Source organism: Marinovum sp. PR37 (assembly GCF_028807375.1).
Classification (GTDB): Bacteria; Pseudomonadota; Alphaproteobacteria; order Rhodobacterales; family Rhodobacteraceae; genus Marinovum; species Marinovum algicola.
On record NZ_JARAML010000003.1, the window covers coordinates 44,135 to 61,527 of the forward strand.

Below are 17,393 nucleotides of genomic sequence, written 5' to 3' on the forward strand. Positions count from 1 at the left end.
GGTCAGCTGTCAAAATCGTAGTCTTCGTCGTCGGTGGTCAGGTCGCGCACCGCCACGGCAGTGTCATGCGCCTTGGCCAGAGACCAGCGAATGCGCGTCGCATACTCCATTGCCCGGTGAGATAAAACGATCTGTTTCGTCGCGCGGGGCCGCAAACGCCCCATTTCGAGATAGACCGAGGGTTCCAGCGTCATTTCGAGCCCGCCTTCGTGGCGAAACACCCAGACCTCGCCCGAGCGCAGCGCCAGCGAGACCGCCATGCCGCCCATGTCGACCTCGGCATCGACATCGGGATGCAGGTGAAACCGCACATGATAGGGAATGCCCGATTTGCCAGCCGCGTGACGCACCCGGTCGAATCGCTTCCGGTCGGAGGATTTCAGCGCCAGCAGCATGTCCTCGCCCACCAGCCCGCGGCCATCGAAGGTCAGCTCGAGGATGCGGGCATGGGTCAGGCCATGGGTGTCGACATAGCCGTCATGCCCGGCCTCGAGCTTGAGCCCGTCAGAGGCATGGCCGATCTCGACCGGCACCTCCTCCGGCGCATCTTCCAGCATCTCGCGTCGCGCGCCGGCCACCCGGCCCTCGCGGCCCAGCCGGGCGCTGGAATAGCCTTCGAGCGCCAGGGTGCTGTGCGACGGCGTGGCGCGGCCGGCGCGGCGCCAATCCTCTCCGAAATGCGCGCCAGAGCCGCAGGAGACAATCAGCGGCCGCCGCCCCGAGGTCAGCTCGAAGGCCAGCGTCGAGGCATGGGCGTTGAACGAGGCCGCGCCCTCGGGCGGCGGGCTGGCATCAACAATCACCGAGGTGCGGCCCGCCGAGAGCCGGGCAAAGCCCATCGCCAGCCCCTGCGCGCCCTTGCGCACCCCCGAGGCCGAAAGCGCCTGGTCGAGCCGCCCGTCCAGCCCCCGCCCGCCGCCATGAAACCGCGCCAGCCCGCCGTCGCTGTGGCGCAGGGCGCGCAGGGTGGGGGCGATGCGGGTGATCGCGGTCTGGTGCTCGGGGGCCACCGGATTGCCGGTCTCCTCCAGCGCCGCGGCGGCCCAGGTGAGCAGGGTGAAAACCTCGAGCAGCTCTTCGGGATTGCGGGTCGGAATGCCGCCCTGGTCGTCGATCTGCCCGGCGCATTCCCGCGCCAGCGCCGCCGTGGCCGATCCCACGTGGCGCTCCATCCCGCTCAGCGACAGCCCGGCATAGAGCAGCCCGGTCAGCGCCTCGAACCGCGGCAGCCCCGGCGCCGCCTTGTGCCAGCGCCGCCCGAGAAACCGGGTCTGATGCGCCAGCGACTGGAAATAGGCCGCCGACTGCGCCGGCTCCAGCGCGCGCAGCAGAAAGATCGCATGATGGGTCCAGCGGATCAGCCGGCGGCCGGTCAGATCCGGCGTCCAGCCCGGCCCGCTGCCGCGCCCGTAACGGTCGATCCAGCCCCAGAGCCAGTCCTGCGCCACCGTCCGCGCCCGCAGATCGCCCACCGCCGCCAGATCGTCGAGCCAGCCAAAGCCGTGGATCTGTTCGAGGAAGGCCTGATCGGGCGGGTCGAGATCCCAGAGCATGGCGCCCTTCGCCTCGATCAGATGGCCGGCGAACATCAGGTTGCCGGCGATCAGCTGCCGGCCCCGGTTGAAGCTGCCGATGGTGCGCGGTTCGGGCTGCGACACGAACGCCGTCGCCGCGCGCGCCCGCGCGGCCAGCCGCGCATGAACGCGGTGCATCAGGCGCGTCTGTCGCGCCGACCAGCTTTCGTACTCGGACATCTGCACTGCCTCTGGCGCACTTGGCGTGCGTTATATGAGGCCGAGCATAGCCGTGCCGCGGCACAAAGTCACCTTTGAAAACACCCGCCGCGACCGGCAGCGGCCGGGTTATCCCCGGGTCAGGCAGGCCATGTAGAACCCGTCCATGCCGCCGCGCTCGGCCCAGTAATCCGGCCGCAGCCGCAGCCCGCCGTCGTCGCTGCGCCAGTCCGGCGCCACCCCCGGCAGATCGAAGGCTCCGGGCATCACCCGCAGGCCCTCATGCCGCGCCAGCGCCGCCTCGATCTGGCATTCCCCCTCGTCGGGCAGCAGCGAACAGGTGCAATACAGCAGCCGCCCGCCCGGCTTCAGCAGGGTCAGCGCATGGTCCAGCAGCGCTGCCTGAAGCTCGATCAGCCCGCCGATCGCCTCGCCGCGCTGCACCAGCGGCAGATCGGGATGCCGCCGGATGGTGCCGGTGGCCGAACAGGGCGCATCAAGCACCACCGCATCGAACGGCCCGCCCGCGAAGGCCAGCGCATCCGCCGTCACCACCGCGGCGCTCAGCCCGGTGCGCGCCAAGTTCTCGTGCACCCGCGCCAGCCGCCCCTCGGAAATGTCCAGCGCCGTGACATCGGCGCCCCCGGCGGCCAGTTGCAGGGTCTTGCCCCCGGGGGCGGCGCACATGTCGAGCACGCTCAGCCCCGCAACCTCTCCCAGCCCCCGGACCGGCAGGGCGGCGGCGGCATCCTGCACCCACCAGTCGCCGCGCTCGAAGCCCGGCAGGGCCGAGACCTGCCCCGGCGCCGTCAGCCGGACCGAGCCGGTCGGCAGCAGCGCCCCGCCCAGCCGCGCGGCCCATTCCCGGGCGTCGGATTTCACCGTCAGATCGAGCGGCGCGCCGGCAAAATGCACCGCTTCCATCGCCGCCACGGTGGCGCCGCCCCAGGCCTCGGCCAGGGGCTGGCGCAACCACTTCGGCAGATGCGGCACCCGCAGCTCGGCCCATTTCGCCGGCCCCTCGAGCGCCACCTTGCGCAGCACCGCATTGACCATGCCGCCATAGGCCGCGGTCCGCTTGCCGCGCCGCACATGCGCCACCGCCTCGTTCACCACCCCATGGGCATCGCCGCCCTGGCAGAGCTCGACCGTGGCCAGCCGCAGCACGTTACGCACCGCCAGCGGCGGCATCTTGCGCAGATAGGGCTTCACGACGCGGTCCGCCTTTTCCAGCCCGCGCAGCGTTTCCAGCGCCAGCCGCTGCGCCCGCGCCCGCTCGGCCGGATCGAGCCGCAGATGCTGCGCCGTGCCGGTCAGTTCCGACAGAAGCCGCCCCTCGGCCAGAACCTGCCCCAGAAGCCAGAGCGCTCCCGCACGTGCCGTTGCTGCCATCCGCGACCTCCAGACCGCTTGCCCATGTGAAGCCCCGGCGTATATCTGGGAGGACGAAAAGAGGAAAGCCCGATGGACCAGACCGAAGCGCAACGCCGCGCCGCCCTGCCCGATGCCGCCCGCCGCGCCCTGGAAGAGGCCGACGCCCGCCGCATCGAACAGGCCGGCCAGACGCCCCTGCCCACCGAACTCGGCGGCCGCGACGGCCCCGAACCCGTGCGCTACGGCGACTGGGAGAAAAAGGGCCTCGCCATCGATTTCTGAGCCTGCGGGCTTCCTCTTGCCGGAAATACCCTCGGGGGAGGCGCCGCCAGGCGCCGGGGGCAGCGCCCCCTGCCCCGCGTCCGCCCGGCCGAACCGCCTAGTCCCGCAGCCCCAGCACGTCGATCATGTCGTATTCCCCCGGCGCCTTGTCCTGGCCCCAGAGCGCCGCCTTCAGCGCGCCACGGGCAAAGACCGAGCGGTCCGAGGCCACATGCCGCAGGGTGATCCGCTCGCCGGCGGCGGCGAACATCACGTCATGCTCGCCGACGATATCGCCGCCGCGAATCACCGCGAAACCGATGTCGCCCGTCTGCCGTGCGCCGGTGATGCCGTCGCGGCCGCGGTCGGCGACATCCGCCAGCGCGACGCCGCGGCCCCGGGCCGCCGCCTCGCCCAGCATCAGCGCGGTGCCAGAGGGCGCGTCGACCTTGCGGTTGTGATGCGCCTCGATCACCTCGATGTCATACTCCGCGTCCAGCGCCCGCGCCACCTTCTCCGTCAGCAGCGTCAGCAGGTTGACCCCGAGGCTCATGTTGCCGGCCCGCACGATCACCGCATGGCGCGCCGCCGCCTGGATCTTGGCCAGGTGCTGCTCTTCCATGCCGGTGGTGCCGATCACGTGGCACAGCCGCGCCTGCGCCGCCAGATGGGCGAATTCCACCGTCGCCGCCGGCGCGGTGAAATCGATCACCGCCTGGGCCTCGGCAAAGACCGAGAGCGCATCGTCGGTCACCGTCACCCCCAGCGCTGCGCCGCCCATGGCCTCGCCGACGTCGCGCCCCACCCAGTCGTGGCCCTTGCGTTCGACCGCGCCGGCCAGCCGCATCCGGTCGTTTTCGCTCACGCTGCGGATCAGCATCTGGCCCATCCGGCCGGATGCGCCGGTGATCACAATGCCGGGAAGGGGTGCGCTCATGTCTCTGATCTCCTGTGCTTGCCCCCACATACCGCCTGCCGCCCGACTTGGCAAAGCCCGCGCGAAAGCGTATCTGCCAGATATGGCTAAGAACAAGATACCAGACGGTCAGGGCGCCTCGCAGCGCCAGCTTCGGGTCGGCGAGCTGATCCGCCGGACCCTTTCCGAGCTTCTGATGCGCGGCGAGGTGCATGACCCCGATCTCAACCGCGTGTCGATCACCGTGGGCGAGGTGCGCATGTCACCCGACCTGCGCATCGCCACCGCCTATGTCTGCCCCTTGGGCGGCCAGGGCGGCGAGGACGTCGTGGCGCTTCTGGCGCGCAACAAGGGCGAGATTCGCCGGCTGGTCAACAAGCAGCTGACCATCAAGTTTTCGCCCGACCTGCGGTTCCGGCTGGATGACACCTTCGACCGGCTCGAAGACACCCGCCGGATGTTCGCCCAGGAAAACGTCCGGCGCGACCTGGACGAATGAGGCTGCGCGGCGGACTGACAGCCCTGCTGCTTCTGGTGGCGGCGCCGGCCATGGCGGTGACCTGTTCGGACGAGCGGTACGAAGGCAACCGGTTCACCGTCTGCAAGGTGAGCCCCGGCGAGGAGGAGCTGCGGCTCTACCGCGCCGATGAGGCCGGCGCGCCTTATGGCACCTTTGCCAATCTCGAACGCGCGGTGCAGGCCGAGGGCAAGCAGCTGCGCTTTGCCACCAACGGCGGCATGTACCACGACGACCGCGCCCCGGTGGGCCATTACATCGAGGAGGGCGAGGAAGAGATGCGGGTGATCGCCAACGAGGGGCCCGGCAATTTCGGCCTGCTGCCGAATGGCGTGCTCTGCCTGCGTCCGGGCCGCGCCGATGTGATCGAGACCCGCAGATATCTCGATCAGGCGCCCGATTGCCGCTATGCCACGCAATCCGGCCCGATGCTGGTGATCGATGGCGACTTGCACCCCGATTTCCTGCCCGACGGCACCTCGCGTTTTATCCGCAACGGCGTCGGCACCTCCGGGGACGGGAAAACCGCCTATTTCGTGATTTCCAACAACACCGTGACCTTCTGGGAATTCGCCAGCTTCTTCCGCGACGTGCTCGGCGTGCCGCAGGCGCTGTTTCTCGATGGCAATGTCTCGCGGTTGCATGCCCCCGACATCGGCCGCAGCGATCTGGGCTTTCCCATGGGGCCGATCGTCGCCGTGGTGGTGCCCGACCCCTGAGCTCCGAACCCGGGCGGCCGCGCCGGCCTAACGCAGCGCGGTCACCACATGGCCGCGGATCGGCGCCGTCACCGGCCCCGGCCCGTAGCGCGCGGCAATCCGCGCCTGCGCCTGTGCCGTCGCCTCTTCGAGCCGTGACCGGTCGCGCGCCTCTATCTCGGTTCTCAGCGGCGTGCCCTGGCAAAAGGCCACCGCCGGCTCCCGGGCCGAGGCTGCCCGGCTCTCGCCGGCGATCGTGTCGACCGCGATATCGGCAAAACCCGCCGCCCGGAGATCGGATAGGATGCCGGCCGGATCGTGATAGCCATACGGCGTGCGGGCCAGGAAATCCGGCGGATCCTCGGGAAAGACCTCGGCCACCGCCTGGGCCACACAATCGGCGAAACCGTTTTCGGCGATTTCGTCCCAGGTGCTGAAGATATAGCGCCCGCCGGGCCGCAGCACACGCCGCGCCTCGCGGTGGCCGGCGATGCGGTCGGTAAAGAACATCACCCCGAACTGGCAGCAGACCACATCGAAGCTTGCGTCGCCGAAGGGCATGTCGAGCGCATCCGCCGGTTGCCAGTGCACGCCCTTGCCCTCGGGCTGCCGCGCGGCGGCCCGCGCCAGCATCGGCGGGTTGAGATCGGAGGCGACATAACGTGTGGTCGCCGCCAGTTGCGGCGCCAGCGCCCGCGTGACCACACCGCTGCCCGCCGCCGTCTCGAGCACGTCTTTCGGCGCCAGCGCCGCCACCCGCTGCGCCATGTCCTCGGCATGCGCCTCGAAGATCAGCGGCACCAGCCAGGCGTCGTAGATCTCGGGGATCGATCCGGCAAAATCCGTGTCACCTCCCGCCATCAGAGCCCTCGCAAATATGGCAGGGCTCCAATCTAGCACAGAACCGCCGCGCGCTCGGGTTTTTCTTGCGCCCTATTGACGGCTGCGCCGGCGTTTTCTATCCCGCCCGCTCTGATCACACATCGCGGGGACATCATGGCACGCAGACGCAAGGGGCGCGACATTTCCGGCTGGCTGGTGGTGGACAAGCCCGCGGGCCCCACTTCGACCGCCGTCGTCAACAAGGTGCGCTGGGCGTTTCAGGCCAAGAAGGCGGGCCACGCCGGCACGCTCGACCCCGAGGCGACCGGCCTGCTGGCGGTGGCGCTGGGCGAGGCCACCAAGACGGTTCCCTATGTCACCGACGCGATGAAGGCCTATGAATTCACCGTGCGCTGGGGGGCCGCAACCAACACCGATGACGCCGAGGGCGAGGTGATCGAGACCTCGGACAGCCGCCCCAGCGACGACGAGATCAAGGCCGCTCTGGGCCAGTTCGTCGGAGATATCGAGCAGGTGCCGCCAAAATTCTCGGCGGTGAAGATCGACGGCGAACGGGCCTACAAGCTGGCCCGCGACGGCGCGGATGTCGAAATCGCGGCGCGGCCCCTCTGGGTCGAGGAGCTGCTGCTGGTCGACCGGCCGGATGCCGACACCGCGGTGCTGGAAATGACCTGCGGCAAGGGCGGCTATGTGCGCGCCATTGCCCGCGATCTGGGCCGGGTGCTGGGCTGTCTCGGCCATGTGGTCACCCTGCGGCGGATCTGGTCGGGACCGTTCGATCTTGAAACTGCGGTGGCATTGGGCCGGGTCGAGGAACTGGCACAGACGCCCGAGCTCGACGCCCTGCTGCTGCCCCTGGAAACCGGTCTTGGCGATCTGCCCGAGCTGCATTGCGGTGTCGAATCCGCCACCCGGCTGCGCAATGGCAACCCGGCCGAGGTGACCGGCGGCGGCGATGTCGAATTTGGCGAGACCGTCTGGGTCAGCCATCAGGGCACGCCGGTGGCCGTTGGCGAATACCGCGGCGGCAAGCTGCAACCCTCGCGCGTGTTTGTCACCGGCTAGGCCAATGCTCGTCACCAAAACGCATGAGACGCCCGACTGCCGCTCGGAAGCGATCTACAGCGAATGCGGGCTCTACCGCTACCGCCTGACGCGGGTCTGGAACGCGACGGCGGGGCGCATCGTCTTTGTCATGCTCAACCCTTCGACCGCCAGCGAAAAGGTCAACGATCCGACCATCGCGCGCTGCGAGAAACGCGCGCGGCTCCTGGGCTTCGGCGCGCTCGACGTGGTCAACCTCTTTGCCTTCCGCGCCACGGCGCCGGAGGATCTGCGTGCCGCCGAAGCGCCGGTCGGGCCGGAAAACGACGGCTTTCTCAGCCGCGCCTGCGACGAGGCCGACATGGTGCTGGCCGCCTGGGGCGTGCATGGCACCCACCGCGCCCGCGACACCGAGGCCCTGGCGCTGATGGCACCGGCGCAGGATCGACTCTATGCGCTCGGGCTCACCCGGCACGGGCTGCCGCGTCATCCGCTGTATGTCTCCTACGCGCAGAAACCACAGCATTTTGTGGTAAACGCCGGGTAAATACCTGAAACCGTTAACCATTTGATCCGATTTGGTTTGCCCTGCGGGCGCTGCGGCGGGATACTGCCCGCGGGACAAAGGGTGTGAAACCATGTTATTGATTGCGGGCCTTCTGGGCATGGCCGCTGTCGGCTCGGTCGTGATGATCGGCACGATTGGCGATGACGACGACGACCCGGGCGGCCGGACGACGGCGCCCGAGCTGACCGAGGACGACCTCGGCCCGCCCGGCATGCTCGAACCCGCCGAAGAGCCCGACACGCAGACCGGCGGCGCGGGCGCCGACACGCTTGCCGGTGGCGAGGGCGTCTCCTTGATCTCCGGCGGTGGCGGCAGCGATGCGATCGATGGCCGGGGCGGCGATGATCTTTTGTCGGGCGGAGCCGGCGAGGATTGGATCTGGGGCGCTGCCGGCGACGATCTCTTGCACGGCGGCAGCGAGGACGACACCCTGCACGGCGAGGCCGGGGCGGATACGCTCTCGGGCGACGACGGCAATGACGCGCTTTATGGCCACGGCGGGCACGATCTGTCGCGGGGCGGGGCCGGCGACGACGTTCTGACCGATGGCCAGGGCAACGACACGCTGATCGGCGGCGCCGGCGATGACGGTCTTCTCGGCGGGCATGACGCCGATACGCTGATCGGCGGCCAGGGCAGCGATTCGCTGTTCGGCGGCGCCGGCGACGACCTGCTCGATGGCACCGAGGCAGGGGACGATGCGGTGGATTATCTCAACGGCAACGCCGGCGACGACCGGATCCTTGCCGACGATGGCGATGTCGTGACCGGCGGCGCCGGCGCCGATGACATCGTGCTGCGCGGCCATCCCGGGCAGCAGATCACGCTGATCGATTTCGAACCGGGCGAGGACCGGATCCTGCTGATTTCCGATGACCCGGCCGGCGGCGTCGATGTGACAATTGCGCCAGATGCCGACGATCCCAACGTGCTGCGCATGTCAGTGGACGGCCAGGAGGTAGCGCTTCTGCGCGGCGCGGAAGACATGACCATGGCCGATATCCTGCTGGTTTCCGAGGCCGAGGCCGCCGCATGGGAGGTGCTTCCCCCTGCCGCATGAGAGCCATGGCGCTCGGCCCTTTCCAAACCGCGAAAATTGCCCTATAGGGAGCTCTTGCCCCGGCTTCGCGGCCGGGGCGCACCATCTCCACGGGCCCTGCTGGACGACATCCCGGCTTGCGCCATAACCCTTTAGATTTCCGAAAGGAGACCCCGATGTCGATTACTGTGGAAGAAAAGAACCGCGTGATGAAGGAATTCGCCACCAAGGACGGCGACACCGGCTCGCCCGAAGTTCAGGTGGCCATCCTCACCTCGCGCATCCGCACGCTGACCGAGCACTTCAAGACCCACAAGAAGGACAACCACTCCCGCCGTGGCCTCCTGAAGCTCGTGGCACAGCGCCGGAAACTGCTCGACTACCTCAAAGGCAAGGAAGAGGCACGCTATCAGGACCTGATCAAGCGTCTCGAAATCCGCCGCTAAGGTTTTTCGGATCCGCAAGGCTCCGTGACGCCCGCCAGTGCAAACTGGCGGGCGTTGTCATGTCTGCACCGATGCCGGGTGCGGGGCCGGCCCGCAGCCCGCCAGCATCGCCTCCTGCAACTGGCCCGAGGCCAGCGGCCGGTCGAACACCACGCCGCAATAATGCGTGTTGGCCCAGACCACCCGCCCCGCCGCCGCAAACGTGCCGGCCTCGATATCGACCGGCGCATCGCCACTGCCCTCCATCCCCAGCTGAAGCTTGGCGCCCGCCTCGCTGATATCGACGATCCGGCTGTCATGGAGCCTGCCGCGCAGCCTGATGCGGCAGGGGATATCGCAGACAAAGCGCCGGTTCCGCCGCTTGCGCGAACGGGTCCGGTGTTCCAGCAGAAGCAGCCCGGCCAACGCCGCCGCCGCCAACAAAAGCGCGAGCCCGGCCGATCCGTCGAATGCCGGCCAGAGCCCGGTGCCACGACCTGCGCCCGGGGCCGTTCCGGCCTCTCGCGTCGCGCTTCGGGCGGGCTCCTCGCTTGTCGCGGCGCAATCGATCCGGGCCACCGCCGCCAGCAGCCGCGCGCCGCTGCCGCCAAGCCGGCGCAACGCGGCGTCGCGGCCCGGGCTGCCCGGCGGGCTGGCCAGCAGAGCCCGGGCCGAGGCCACATGCCGGCCGGTCAGCGGCGCAAAATCACCATAGCCTTCGCGCGCCATCGCACGGCGCATCTCGGGCCGGTCAAACGCCGCAAGTGTCCGGGCAAGCCCGGCCTGCTGCCGCACCAGGCCGGGCTTTCCGGTCGCCGCCGCCACCGCGTTGGTCTGATGCACCATTCGCAGCAGCCAGGCCTCGAAGATACAGGCCTCTTCGGCCGCGGCTGTCGCGACAGACGCCGCCAGCATGAGGCCGGCCGCCAGAAGAGATCTGAAATCGGACATTCGCACTGGTCCAGCCCCCTGTCGACGTGTCAAAGACTGCCGCGCCGGCAATTGCCTGCCTGACGCGGCGAGAACTAGCACAGCGTCTTTACGAAAGGCTTAAGCCCGCCCGCCCCAGGGGCCGCATCCGCCCGTGTACAAAGCTATCCACATCCCGTCTTTCCAAGTGGCGTGAAACCCTGTATTCCAGCCGGCATCTGAGACGTGACGCTCTGACCCCGGCGCATGAAATGATGAAAGGGGTCGGCGGCAATGGGGCCGCCATTCAAACGGGGACCCGGGATACGCCCGGGAGCGCCCCATACAGGATACGCAGATGTTCAACATTTCCAAGAAAAGCATGCAGTGGGGCGAAGAGACGCTCACGCTGGAAACCGGCAAGGTCGCCCGCCAGGCCGACGGCTCGGTCATCGCCACGCTGGGCGAGACCTCCGTCATGGCCAACGTGACCTTCGCCAAGGAGCCCAAGCCGGGCCAGGATTTCTTCCCCCTGACCGTGCACTACCAGGAAAAATACTATGCTGCCGGCAAGGTGCCCGGCGGCTTCTTCAAGCGCGAGGCGCGTCCGACCGAAAAAGAGACGCTGACCGCACGCCTGATCGACCGCCCGATCCGCCCGCTGTTCGTTGACGGCTTCAAGCATGAAGTCCTCGTCATGTGCACCGTGCTGAGCCACGATCTGGTCAACGACCCCGACATCGTGGCGATGATCGCCGCTTCGGCCGCGCTGACGATCTCCGGCGCGCCCTTCATGGGCCCGATCGCCGGCTGCCGCGTGGGGTACGTGGATGGAGACTACATCCTCAACCCCGAGGTCGAGGACATGCACGACCTGCGCCTCAACCCCGAACAGCGTCTGGACCTCGTCGTCGCCGGCACCAAGGACGCCGTGATGATGGTCGAATCGGAAGCCTACGAGCTGACCGAAGAGGAAATGCTGGGCGCGGTGACCTTTGCGCATGAGCAGATCCAGCCGGTGATCGACCTGATCATCAGCCTGGCCGAAGAAGCGGCGAAAGAGCCCTTCGACTTCCAGCCGCCGGATTACTCCGCGCTCTATGACGCGGTGAAAACCGCCGGTGAAGAGCAGATGCGCGCCGCATTCGCCATCACCGACAAGCAGGAGCGCACCGCCGCGGTCAACGCCGCGCGCACCGCGATCAAGGAAAAGCTGACCGAAGAGCAGCTCGAAGACGCCAATCTCGGCGCGGCGCTCAAGAAACTCGAAGCCGGCATCCTGCGCGGCGACGTGGTCAAGGGCGGCAAGCGGATCGACGGCCGTGACACCAAGACCGTGCGCGGCATCGAATGCGAAACCGGCCTGCTGCCGCGGACCCACGGTTCGGCGCTGTTCACCCGGGGCGAGACCCAGGGTCTCGTGGTGACCACGCTTGGCACCGGCGATGACGAACAGTTCATCGACGCGCTGCACGGCAACTTCAAATCCAACTTCCTGCTGCACTACAACTTCCCGCCCTATTCGGTCGGTGAAGCCGGTCGCGTGGGCCCTCCGGGCCGTCGTGAAATCGGTCACGGCAAGCTGGCCTGGCGCGCGCTGCAAGCTGTTCTGCCGGCGCCGACCGACTTCCCCTACACCATCCGCGTGGTGTCGGAGATCACCGAATCGAACGGCTCGTCCTCGATGGCTTCGGTCTGCGGCGGCTCGCTGTCGATGATGGACGCCGGTGTGCCGCTGAAATCGGCCGTGGCCGGTGTGGCCATGGGCCTGATCCTGGAAGACGACGGCGATTATGCCATCCTGACCGACATCCTCGGCGACGAGGATCACCTCGGCGACATGGACTTCAAGGTCGCGGGCACCGAAAACGGCATCACGTCGCTGCAAATGGACATCAAGGTCGCGGGCATCACGCCCGAGATCATGAAGAACGCCCTGGCCCAGGCCAAGGACGGCCGGATGCACATCCTGGGCGAGATGAACAAGGCGCTGACCGGCGCTGCGGAATTCTCGATCCACGCGCCGCGCATCGAGACCATGCAGATCCCGACCGACAAGATCCGCGAAGTGATCGGCTCGGGCGGCAAGGTGATCCGCGAGATCGTCGAGCAATCGGGCGCCAAGGTCGACATCAACGACGACGGCATCATCAAGATCGCCTCGCCGGACGGGGAAGCCATCCAGAAGGCCTATGACATGATCCACTCGATCGTGGCCGAGCCCGAGGAAGGCAAGATCTACAAGGGCAAGGTCGTGAAGATCGTCGATTTCGGCGCCTTCGTGAACTTCTTCGGCAAGCGTGACGGCCTGGTGCACGTCTCCCAGATCGAGAACCGCCGGTTGAACCATCCCTCGGATGTGCTCAAGGAAGGCCAGGAAGTCTGGGTCAAGCTGCTGGGCTTCGACGATCGCGGCAAGGTGCGCCTGTCGATGAAAGTCGTCGATCAGGAGACCGGCGAAGAGGCCAAGAAGGAAGAGAGCGCGGAATAACCCGCGCCTCATGCGAGATACGAAGAGCCCCGGTGGAGACGCCGGGGCTTTTTTCATTGCGCTGCGACAGGTCAGACACGCGCCGCGCCCCGGACCCGATCCGGGGCCTCATGGCTGGCAGGGGGGGTGAGGTCCCGGATCGGGTCCGGGACGGGGATCGCGCCAGCGCCGCCGTCAGCGGTCGCCGAACATGTCGCCCAATCCGCCGAGGACCGAACCTTCGCCCTTGTTGCCGCCGATGCCCCCGGCTTGCAGCACCCGGTCGGCCAGCCGCGAGAACGGCAGGCTTTGCAGAAAGACCGTGCCGGGGCCGCGCAGGGTGGCGAGGAACAGGCCTTCGCCGCCGAAGACCATGCTCTTGAGGTTGCCGGCCCGGGCGATGGAATAATCGATCCCGGAGGTAAAGGCCGCGATACAGCCGGTGTCGACGCGCAGCACCTCGCCGGCCTGCAAATCGCGCCGGATCAACGTGCCGCCGGCATGCACAAAGGCCATGCCGTCACCGTTCAGCCGTTGCAGGATGAAGCCCTCGCCACCAAAGAACCCGACGCCCAGCTTCTTCTGAAAGGCGATGTCGGTGCGGGTGCCGAAGGCGGCGCAGAGAAAGGCATCCTTCTGGCAGATGATCTCGCCGCCGAGCTGCGCCATGTCCAGCGGCACGATCTTGCCCGGATACGGCGCGGCAAAGGCGACGCGGTGCTTGTCCCGGCCCTGGTTGGTGAAATGAGTGAGAAAGATCGATTCGCCGGTCAGTACCCGCTTGCCGACGTTCATCAGCGCGCCCATCACGCCGCTGGTGGGGGTGGAGCCGTCGCCCATGCGGCTTTCGAAGGTGATGCCGTCTTCCATGTAGTTCATGGCGCCGGCTTCGGCGATCACCGTCTCGCCGGGATCGAGCTCGACCTCGACGATCTGCATGTCGTCGCCAAAAACCTCGTAATCCACCTCGTGGCAACGCATGGCATGATCCCTTCCGTCCTGTCCCGCTGCCGAATGATAGCCCCCTGAGCGCGCTTGCGAAAAGGCAGGTTTTCCTGCCCTTACGTCAGATAATCTCGTCTTCGTCGAACAGCGGCGCGGCCTCGCGCTGGGCCGACATCTCGCCCACCACCGCCTCGGCCACCTTCTCCGACGGGGTCAGCGCGATGTGGAACAGCGCGTCGCCCTCATTGACCACCGGCATGTTGGTGCGGCCGATAATGATGCCTTCGATCTCGCTCAGCACCTCTTCCTCGACATCGCCGGTGGGATCGGCCACCACGCCCAGCACCTCGCCCTCGGTGACGTAATCGCCAATGGTGCGATAGGTGCGCAGCAGCCCGCCCAGGGGCGCGCGCAGCCAGCTCGAGCGTTCCGACAGCAGCGGCGGCGTCTTGACCTGCGGCACGCCGCGGGCGCCGATCATGCCAAGCTTATGCATCACCCGCAGTATCCCCGAGAGCCCGGCGCGGGCGGCGTATTCGTCAAACCGCAGCCCCTCGCCCGCCTCGTAGAGCAGCACGTCACACCCCATCTCTTCGGCGGCATGGCGCAGCGACCCGTCGCGCAGCCGCGATTGCAGCATCACCGGTGCGCCAAAGGCGCGGCCCAGCTCGGCCAGCCGTGCATTGCCGGGGGTCAGGCGGATCTGCGGCAGGTTCTCGCGCCGGATGGCGGCGGAATGCAGGTCGATGCCAAGGTCGGAGCGGGCGACAATCTCGGTCATGAAGATATGCGCCAGACGTGCCGCCAGCGAGCCCGAGGGATGCCCCGGAAAACAGCGGTTGAGATCGCGCCGGTCGGGCAGGTAGCGCGAATGGTTGATGAAGCCGAAGGAATTGACGATCGGCACCGCCAGCAGGGTGCCGGCCAGCCGCTCGATCGGCTTGGCGCGCAACAGGCGGCGGACCACCTCGACGCCGATCACCTCGTCGCCGTGGATCGCCGCCGAGACAAAGACCACCGGGCCGGGGCGTTTGCCGTGAAAGACATGCACCGCCATGGTGACCGGTGTGTGATCGGGCATCTGGCTGACCGGCAGTTCGACGATCCCGTCGCTGCCGGGTTCAAACGTCTTGCCGCCGATTTCAAATGCCGCCCGTTTCGTCATCTTCGTCTTCCGACCCTCTCCTGTCTGTCGCGTCGCGGGATTAGGAGGCATCCGGGTGAGATTGTCCATGGCCGGCGTTCCGCGCCCGCCATGCATAATGCCGGAATGTGTCGCTTGGGGATGTTGGGGCGGAGGTCGGCGCAGAGGTCCCGGCGCGGGGGCCGGGACGGGGTGGTTTCGGGGGCCGCGCCCCGGCCGCCGCGCCGGGGCCTCGACCTTGAGGCCGAAGGGGCCAAGGGAGGGCGACGCGGGGCCGCCTTCCCGAAGCTAGATGGCTTGGTTCAGGCCGGCGCCTTGGTCTTGCGCAGATAGGGCAGAACGGTCTCGAATTCGCCGAACTTTTCCTTGGCCGCCTCGTCGTTGACGGCGGTCGGGATGATCACGTCCTGGCCAACCTGCCAGTTGGCCGGGGTGGCGACACCGTGTTTGGCGGCGGTTTGCAGCCCGTCGAGCGCGCGCAGCACCTCGGCGAAGTTGCGGCCGACATTCATCGGATAGGTCATCGACAGCTTGAGCTGCTTGTCCGGCCCGATGATATAGACCACGCGCACCGTGGCACTGTCGTTCGGTGTCGGATTGTCGGGCAGGTAGTATTCGGCCGGCAGCATGTCAAAGGCCTTGGACACCGCCAGCCCGTTGTCGGCAATGATCGGGAACCCCGCCTTGGTGCCGGCAACAAGCTCGATGTCCTTTTTCCAGCCCTTGTGATCCTCGACGCCGTCGACGGAAATGCCGAGCACCTTGGTGCCGCGCTTTTCCCATTCATCGGCAAGCTGCGCCACCGCGCCGAACTCGGTGGTGCAGACCGGGGTGAAATCCTTGGGGTGCGAGAACAGGATCGCCCAGTTGTCACCGATCCAGTCGTGGAACGTGATGCTGCCCTGGTCCGTCTCGGCGGTAAAATTCGGCACGGTGTCGTTGATGCGCAGTCCCATGGTAACTCCTCTGGTTTGCCCTTCCGGCGGCGCCGAAAGATTTGATCAAATTTCGCGTTCGGTCTCTTGTGACCCCACTGATGTGGTGACACAGTGCCGCTAATCCAAGGGAGGTCAACCAATGATCGAGAAACGCCAGTTCTACATCGACGGTGCCTGGGTGAACCCGGCCGCGCCGCGCGATCTTGACGTCATCGACCCGTCCACAGAAGAGCCCTGCGCGGTGATCTCGCTCGGCGATCAGGCCGACACCGATGCCGCCGTCGCCGCCGCGCGCGCCGCCTTTGACGGCTGGGCCGCGACGCCGCCGGAAGACCGTGTGGCGCTGCTGCGCAAACTCTACGAGATCTACAAATCCCGCGCCGCCGAGATGGGTTCCGCGATCAGCAAGGAGATGGGCGCGCCCATCGACTATGCCAACGCCAACCAGGTCGGCGCCGGCATCTGGCACATGGGCGGCTTCTTCAAGGCGCTCGAGGGGTTCCGCTTCGAAAGCGACTTCACCGCCACCGAAAAGCACCTGAAAGAGCCGATCGGCGTCTGCGGGCTGATCACGCCGTGGAACTGGCCGATGAACCAGGTGGTGCTCAAGGTCTTTCCGGCGCTGGCCGCCGGCTGCACCGTGGTGCTGAAGCCCTCCGAGGTGGCGCCGCTGTCGTCGCTGCTCTTTGCCGAATTCGTCGATCAGGCGGGGTTTCCCAAGGGGGTTTTCAACCTCGTCAATGGCGACGGGTCGGGCGTGGGCACGCAGCTTTCGAAGCACCGGGATGTCGACATGATTTCCTTTACCGGCTCCACCCGGGCCGGGATCGCCATCTCCAAGGCCGCCGCCGATACGCTCAAGCGGGTCTCACTCGAATTGGGCGGCAAGGGCGCCAACATCATCTTTGCCGATGCCGATGAAGATGCGGTCAAACGCGGTGCGCGGCATTGCTTTGCCAATTCGGGCCAATCCTGCAACGCGCCGACGCGCATGCTGGTGGAACGCTCGCGCTATGACGCGGCGATCGAGACCGCGGTGCAGGTGGCCGAGGCAACCCGGGTCGGCCCGGCCTCGGAGGCGGGCAAATTCATCGGACCGGTTGTCTCGGAAGTGCAGTTCGACAAGATCCAGAAATTGATCGAGACCGGCATGCAGGAGGCACGGCTGGTGGCCGGCGGGCCCGGGCGGCCCGAGGGGCTCAATCGCGGCTATTTCGTGCGCCCGACGGTCTTTGCCGATGTCAGCAACGACATGACCATCGCGCAGGAAGAGATCTTTGGCCCGGTGCTGTCGATCCAGCCTTTCGACAGCGAGGACGAGGCGGTGGCGATCGCCAATGACACGCCTTATGGCCTCGCCGATTATGTCCAGACCCGGGATGACGACAAGCGCCGCCGAGTGGCACGGCGTCTGCGCGCCGGGATGATCGAGACCAACGGCCAGGGCTTTGCCCAGGGCTCGCCCTTCGGCGGCTACAAGCAGTCGGGCAACGGCCGCGAAGGCGGAGCGCATGGCCTCGATGAGTTCCTCGAGGTCAAGGCGGTGTCGGGCTGGGCGGCGGAATAGCC

General features: G+C 67.5%; 17 protein-coding genes. 9 read left to right on the forward strand and 8 right to left on the reverse strand.

Annotation, left to right across the window (positions count from 1 at the left end; all coding sequences use genetic code 11):
* Positions 1 to 2 precede the first annotated feature (2 nt).
* Positions 3 to 1,754, reverse strand: coding sequence for a heparinase II/III family protein (locus PVW49_RS03380; RefSeq protein WP_048533413.1), 1,752 nt, complete (start codon positions 1,752 to 1,754; stop codon positions 3 to 5).
* A gap of 108 nt (positions 1,755 to 1,862) precedes the next feature.
* Entirely contained in the window at positions 1,863 to 3,125 is a 1,263-nt protein-coding gene (locus PVW49_RS03385) for an RsmB/NOP family class I SAM-dependent RNA methyltransferase (RefSeq protein ID WP_074839097.1), read from the reverse strand.
* 72 nt (positions 3,126 to 3,197) lie between these two features.
* Here PVW49_RS03385 and PVW49_RS03390 point away from each other — a divergent pair, with 72 nt between their 5' ends.
* Complete coding sequence (locus tag PVW49_RS03390) at positions 3,198 to 3,389, forward strand: DUF1674 domain-containing protein (RefSeq protein ID WP_048533415.1); 192 nt, start codon at positions 3,198 to 3,200, stop codon at positions 3,387 to 3,389.
* A 97-nt stretch (positions 3,390 to 3,486) separates the two neighbouring features.
* Here the strand turns inward: PVW49_RS03390 and dapB are convergent, their stop codons facing one another.
* On the reverse strand, positions 3,487 to 4,305 hold the full coding sequence (gene dapB / locus PVW49_RS03395) for a 4-hydroxy-tetrahydrodipicolinate reductase (RefSeq protein ID WP_074839090.1): 819 nt from the start codon (positions 4,303 to 4,305) through the stop codon (positions 3,487 to 3,489).
* Positions 4,306 to 4,387: 82 nt separating this feature from the next.
* Between dapB and rbfA the strand changes: the two genes are divergently transcribed.
* Together rbfA and PVW49_RS03405 are read left to right on the forward strand one after the other, a co-directional pair.
* Complete coding sequence (rbfA, locus tag PVW49_RS03400; RefSeq protein WP_074839088.1) at positions 4,388 to 4,783, forward strand: 30S ribosome-binding factor RbfA; 396 nt, start codon at positions 4,388 to 4,390, stop codon at positions 4,781 to 4,783.
* Positions 4,780 to 5,520, forward strand: coding sequence for a phosphodiester glycosidase family protein (locus PVW49_RS03405; RefSeq protein ID WP_274589903.1), 741 nt, complete (start codon positions 4,780 to 4,782; stop codon positions 5,518 to 5,520). The genes rbfA and PVW49_RS03405 overlap by 4 nt, the downstream gene beginning before the upstream one ends.
* Before the next feature lie 27 nt (positions 5,521 to 5,547).
* Here the strand turns inward: PVW49_RS03405 and PVW49_RS03410 are convergent, their stop codons facing one another.
* A complete protein-coding gene (locus PVW49_RS03410) occupies positions 5,548 to 6,360 on the reverse strand; it encodes a class I SAM-dependent methyltransferase (protein WP_274589904.1) in 813 nt (270 codons plus the stop codon).
* Positions 6,361 to 6,495: 135 nt separating this feature from the next.
* On the opposite strand from PVW49_RS03410, the gene truB reads away from it, so the two are divergent.
* From truB to rpsO, 4 genes are all read left to right on the forward strand, one after another.
* Positions 6,496 to 7,407, forward strand: coding sequence for a tRNA pseudouridine(55) synthase TruB (truB, locus tag PVW49_RS03415; RefSeq protein WP_274565730.1), 912 nt, complete (start codon positions 6,496 to 6,498; stop codon positions 7,405 to 7,407).
* A 4-nt stretch (positions 7,408 to 7,411) separates the two neighbouring features.
* Positions 7,412 to 7,933: a DUF1643 domain-containing protein gene (locus PVW49_RS03420; RefSeq protein WP_074839077.1), complete on the forward strand. Its 522-nt coding sequence runs from the start codon at positions 7,412 to 7,414 to the stop codon at positions 7,931 to 7,933.
* A 91-nt stretch (positions 7,934 to 8,024) separates the two neighbouring features.
* Positions 8,025 to 9,014 (forward strand): calcium-binding protein, encoded by a 990-nt coding sequence (locus PVW49_RS03425; RefSeq protein WP_274565729.1) that lies wholly within the window; start codon positions 8,025 to 8,027, stop codon positions 9,012 to 9,014.
* Between the two features lie 155 nt (positions 9,015 to 9,169).
* Positions 9,170 to 9,439 carry a 30S ribosomal protein S15 gene (gene rpsO / locus PVW49_RS03430; protein ID WP_048533422.1) on the forward strand — a complete coding sequence of 90 codons (270 nt, stop codon included), beginning with the start codon at positions 9,170 to 9,172 and terminating at the stop codon, positions 9,437 to 9,439.
* A 57-nt stretch (positions 9,440 to 9,496) separates the two neighbouring features.
* On the opposite strand, the gene PVW49_RS03435 is transcribed toward rpsO, so the two are convergent.
* A complete protein-coding gene (locus tag PVW49_RS03435) occupies positions 9,497 to 10,369 on the reverse strand; it encodes a PilZ domain-containing protein (protein ID WP_274589905.1) in 873 nt (290 codons plus the stop codon).
* Between the two features lie 316 nt (positions 10,370 to 10,685).
* On the opposite strand from PVW49_RS03435, the gene pnp reads away from it, so the two are divergent.
* Positions 10,686 to 12,818: a polyribonucleotide nucleotidyltransferase gene (gene pnp, locus PVW49_RS03440; protein WP_274565727.1), complete on the forward strand. Its 2,133-nt coding sequence runs from the start codon at positions 10,686 to 10,688 to the stop codon at positions 12,816 to 12,818.
* A 174-nt stretch (positions 12,819 to 12,992) separates the two neighbouring features.
* Here pnp and PVW49_RS03445 read toward each other — a convergent pair whose 3' ends face one another.
* The 3 genes from PVW49_RS03445 to PVW49_RS03455 all read right to left on the reverse strand — a co-directional run bounded on the left by PVW49_RS03445 (position 12,993) and on the right by PVW49_RS03455 (position 15,842).
* Positions 12,993 to 13,778, reverse strand: a complete 786-nt coding sequence (locus PVW49_RS03445) for a TIGR00266 family protein (protein WP_074839066.1) — start codon at positions 13,776 to 13,778, stop codon at positions 12,993 to 12,995.
* An 85-nt stretch (positions 13,779 to 13,863) separates the two neighbouring features.
* The gene (locus PVW49_RS03450; protein WP_048533426.1) at positions 13,864 to 14,907 is read right to left on the reverse strand and encodes a succinylglutamate desuccinylase/aspartoacylase family protein; all 1,044 of its coding nucleotides are present in this window, start codon (positions 14,905 to 14,907) and stop codon (positions 13,864 to 13,866) included.
* Positions 14,908 to 15,188: 281 nt separating this feature from the next.
* Entirely contained in the window at positions 15,189 to 15,842 is a 654-nt protein-coding gene (locus PVW49_RS03455) for a peroxiredoxin (RefSeq protein ID WP_048533427.1), read from the reverse strand.
* 121 nt (positions 15,843 to 15,963) lie between these two features.
* On the opposite strand from PVW49_RS03455, the gene PVW49_RS03460 reads away from it, so the two are divergent.
* Positions 15,964 to 17,391 (forward strand): aldehyde dehydrogenase family protein, encoded by a 1,428-nt coding sequence (locus tag PVW49_RS03460; RefSeq protein WP_074839063.1) that lies wholly within the window; start codon positions 15,964 to 15,966, stop codon positions 17,389 to 17,391.
* Positions 17,392 to 17,393: the final 2 nt, after the last annotated feature.